This window comes from Methylomonas sp. MgM2 (assembly GCF_054172045.1).
The window spans coordinates 1-4,064 of record NZ_JBSYXO010000075.1; the positions used below are offsets into that span (position 1 = coordinate 1).

Sequence of the window (4,064 nt, forward strand, 5' to 3'; positions counted from 1 at the left end):
CAACTGGCCTACCTGATCCTGACCTCGGGTTCCACCGGCCAACCCAAGTGCGTGGCGGTCGCCCACGGGGCCTTGACGCGCCATTGTCTGGCGATTGAGGAGAGGTACGCGATGCAACATGACGACGTGGCTTTGCATTTCGCCGCTTTTACCTTCGACGCTGCGATGGAACAATGGCTGGTACCGTTGATCACCGGTTGTCGCTTACTGGTACGCGATGCACTTTGGAGTGCCGACCAGACATACGATGCCTTGCTGCGTCATGGTGTGACCTGGTTCGAAATGCCGCCCGCCTATTTAATCGAAATCGCCCGTTGGGCCGAACCGCGTGGTTTGCGCCTGCCGCTACGCGCCTGTTCGGTCGGCGGCGAAGCCGTGCCCAAGGAAGGACTGGCGATGATTCGCCGTTTGGTTGGCGACGCACCGATCCTGAACGGCTACGGCCCGACCGAAACCTTGATCACTCCGTTGGTCTGGACCGCGTTGCCGGACGCCGTTTGCGACACAGCTTACGCGCCGATCGGCACCGGCATCGGCGAGCGTGCGCTTTACATATTGGACATAGACCTGAATCGATTGCCGCTCGGGGCGGTCGGCGAACTTTATATCGGCGGCCCGTGTTTGGCGCGCGGCTACCTCGGGCGGCCCGATCTGAGCGCCGAGCGTTTTCTGCCCGATCCCTTCGCCGCCGACGGTACCCGCATGTACCGCACCGGCGATTTGGTGCGCTTTCGCGACGACGGCAACGTCGATTATTTCGGCCGTAACGATCATCAAATCAAGTTGCGCGGTTTCAGAATCGAGTTGGGCGAAATCGAAGCCCAGGCCTTGTCTCATCCAGGTGTCGCCGAGGCGGTCGTGGTAGCGAATGGCGAGGGCCATGCCAAACGCATATTGCTTTACGCGGTAGGCGCAACCGATACTGAAAGCCTGAAAAACCACCTGCGCCGGCGCTTGCCGGATTACATGGTGCCGGCGCACGTGCAAATCCTTGAACAATTGCCGCGCTTGACCAGCGGCAAGCTGAACCGCCATGCCTTGCCCAAGCCGGATAGGCAGGCCGAAAGAGCCTATCGCGCACCGCATACCCAGACCGAGCGCGACTTGGCGGCGATTTGGCAGGCCGTGCTCGGCGTCGAGCGGGTCGGTGCCGACGACAATTTTTTCGAACTGGGCGGCGATTCGATCATGGCGATTCGTTTGGTCAGTCGCGCCCGCCAAGCCGGTTGGTCGCTGACTCCCAAAGACTTGTTTCTGCATCAGACCGTGGCCAAACTGGCCGCCAATGTACAGGCGATACCGGTGCAAAAAGCGGCCGAACAGCCAATCAATGTGGCCGGCGAAGCACCTCTGACGCCGATTCAGGCCCAGTTTTTTGCACAAGGCATGCCCAATCGCAATCATTGGAATTTGTCGCTGCTGCTACAGCCGAAAATCGAACTCGATGCTGCTCGATTGGCGAATGCGGTTGGTCGATTGCTTGAGCATCACGACGGCTTGCGCTTGCGTTATCGTTTGCAGCAGGGCGTTTGGCGCCAATTTTATGCCGATGCCGATACGGCACAGGCGTTCGAGCATCTGCACGCGAAAGACGCCGACGCGGTTGCAGCGTTGGCCGATCAAACGCAGCGCAGCCTGGATTTGCAACACGGTCCGTTATTTAAAGTTGTGTTGATAGAATTTGCCGACGGAGGCCAGCGCCTGTTGCTGATTGCGCACCATTTACTGGTCGACGGGGTGTCCTGGCGCATTGTGCTGGAAGACCTGCAAGCCTTATACGACGGTATCGAAGCGTTACCGGGCAAAACCGCGTCGTTGCAACAGTGGGGCGAATGTTTACGCAATTACGCAGCCGGCGAAGCGTTGAAACGGCAACTGCCGTATTGGCACGGGGTGTTGCAAAACACCGTCGAACCGCCCAAGGATTGTCCACCAACCAATGGCAGTTTCGGCGATGCGCGAACCTTGACGCTGAACATCGACGCCGAGAACACCTATCGCTTATTCACTCAAGCCCCGGCCGCCTACCGCACGCAAATCAACGATTTGTTGCTGGCGGCATTGGCGCGGGTAATCTGCGCCTGGTGCGGCGGCGACGTGGCGGTGGATTTGGAAAGCCACGGCCGCGAGCAGGCTTTCGACGGCGTCGATCTGATCCGTAGCGTCGGCTGGTTCACCAGCGTTTATCCGGTCAAACTGGCAACCGCCGAGGACATCGGCGCGACGATCAAGGCCGTCAAGCAAAGCCTGCGCGATGTGCCGGACGCCGGACTGGGCTTCGGCGTACTGCAATATCTGGCCGGCGACGATGAGAGCGCGGCGCTGAACGCCTTGCCGCCGGCGCGAATAGGTTTCAATTATTTCGGCCGGATCGATGCCGAAGCCGGCAATTTTGCACTGGCACCGGAAACTGCCGGCGATGATCACGATCCTGCAGCGCCGCTGCCGTACTGGCTGGAAATCAACGCCCAGGTAGTGCGCGGCGTGCTGCAATTGCGTTGGCGTTACAGCAACAGGCAATACCGCGACGAAACCGTGCAGGCGTTGATCGAGCGTTATCGCGACGAATTGCTGACCATCGTCGAACATTGCCTGAGCGGAACCTGCGGTGCCACGCCGTCGGATTTTCCGTTGGCCGGCTTGAGCCAAGCGCAACTAGACGCCTTGCCGCTGGCGCTTGCCGGAATCGAGGATATTTATCCGCTGTCGCCTATGCAGCAGGGCATGCTGTTTCATGATCTGCTGGCGCCGGAAAGCGGGGTTTACGTCAACCGTATGAGTCTGGACATCGACGGCCTGGACAGCGATCGTTTCGCCGCCGCCTGGGGCCGGGCCATCGTCCGGCACGCGCTGCTGCGTAGCGCGTTTCTGTGGCGCGGCGAGTCCGAGCAACCGTTACAAATCGTCTACCAACAGGCACCGTTGTTGTTGGAAATTCTCGATTGGCGCGGCCGGGAGATAGGCCAGGCGGATTTGCAGCGCTTGAGTGACCAGGACAGGGCGCGCGGCTTCGATCATGCCCAGGCGCCTTTGATGCGTATGATATTGGTGCGTTTGTCGGAGCAGCGCTGGCATTGGATTTGGACCAGCCACCACATCTTGCTTGACGGTTGGAGCACGTCGCAGCTCTTGGGCGAAGTGTTGGACGATTACGTCGGCAACGTGCGCAGTGCCGGTTCGGCCTCGTACCGCGATTACATCGCTTGGCTGAGCCGCCGCGATGCAGCGGCCGCCGAGAGCTTCTGGCGCGCGCGTTTGGACATGTTGGACGAACCGACTTTGCTGGCCGACGCGCTAAGCAAGCCGATGACCGGACAAGGCCACGGTAGCTACGTTTACCGCCTGGATGCGGCGGCAACGGCGCGTTTGCAGGCCTTTGCCCGGCAACAGCGCGTCACGTTGAATACGCTGCTGCAAGCGGCCTGGGCCTTGTTGCTCGGGCGTTATTGCGGGCGCGACACGGTCGCGCTGGGCGCGACGGTGTCCGGCCGTCCGGCGGACTTGCGCGGCGTGGAGAGCATCGTCGGCTTGTTCATCAACACCTTGCCGTTGATCGTGCGTGTCGAAGCCGGGCAACGGATCGGCGACTGGCTGCGCGAGTTGCAGCAGGAAAATCTGGCTTTGCGCGACTACGAACATACGCCGCTCTATGATGTTCAGCGCTGGGCCGGACAGGCCGGCGCGGCATTGTTCGATAGCTTGCTGGTGTTCGAAAACTTTCCGGTCGATGCGGCCTTGAAAAACAGCGCCAGCGGTTTGAACTTTGGTCTGCCGAGCCACGTCGATACCACGCATTATCCCTTGACCTTGAACGTCAGCATCGGCGAAAGCTTGGGCCAGGACTACGGGTATTGGCTGGACCGTTTCGACGCGGAGACGGTGACCGGCATCACCCGCCATTTTCAGCAATTGTTGTTTACATTGGCGGATGATGCCGAATGCCGATTGGGCGAAATCATGCTGCCGACGTCGGAAGAATTGACGCATCAATCCTCCTGGCACGCCACCGAGACGGCCTATCCATCCGGTTTCGTGCACGAACTGATCAGCCAGAGGGCGGCGGC

At 60.4% G+C, this 4,064-nt stretch carries 1 protein-coding gene; it reads left to right on the forward strand.

All coding sequences use genetic code 11. The annotated features are described in order from the left end of the window. A partial coding sequence (locus ACW73I_RS22820) for a condensation domain-containing protein (protein ID WP_458031810.1) occupies nt 1-4,064 on the forward strand: 4,064 nt, incomplete at both ends.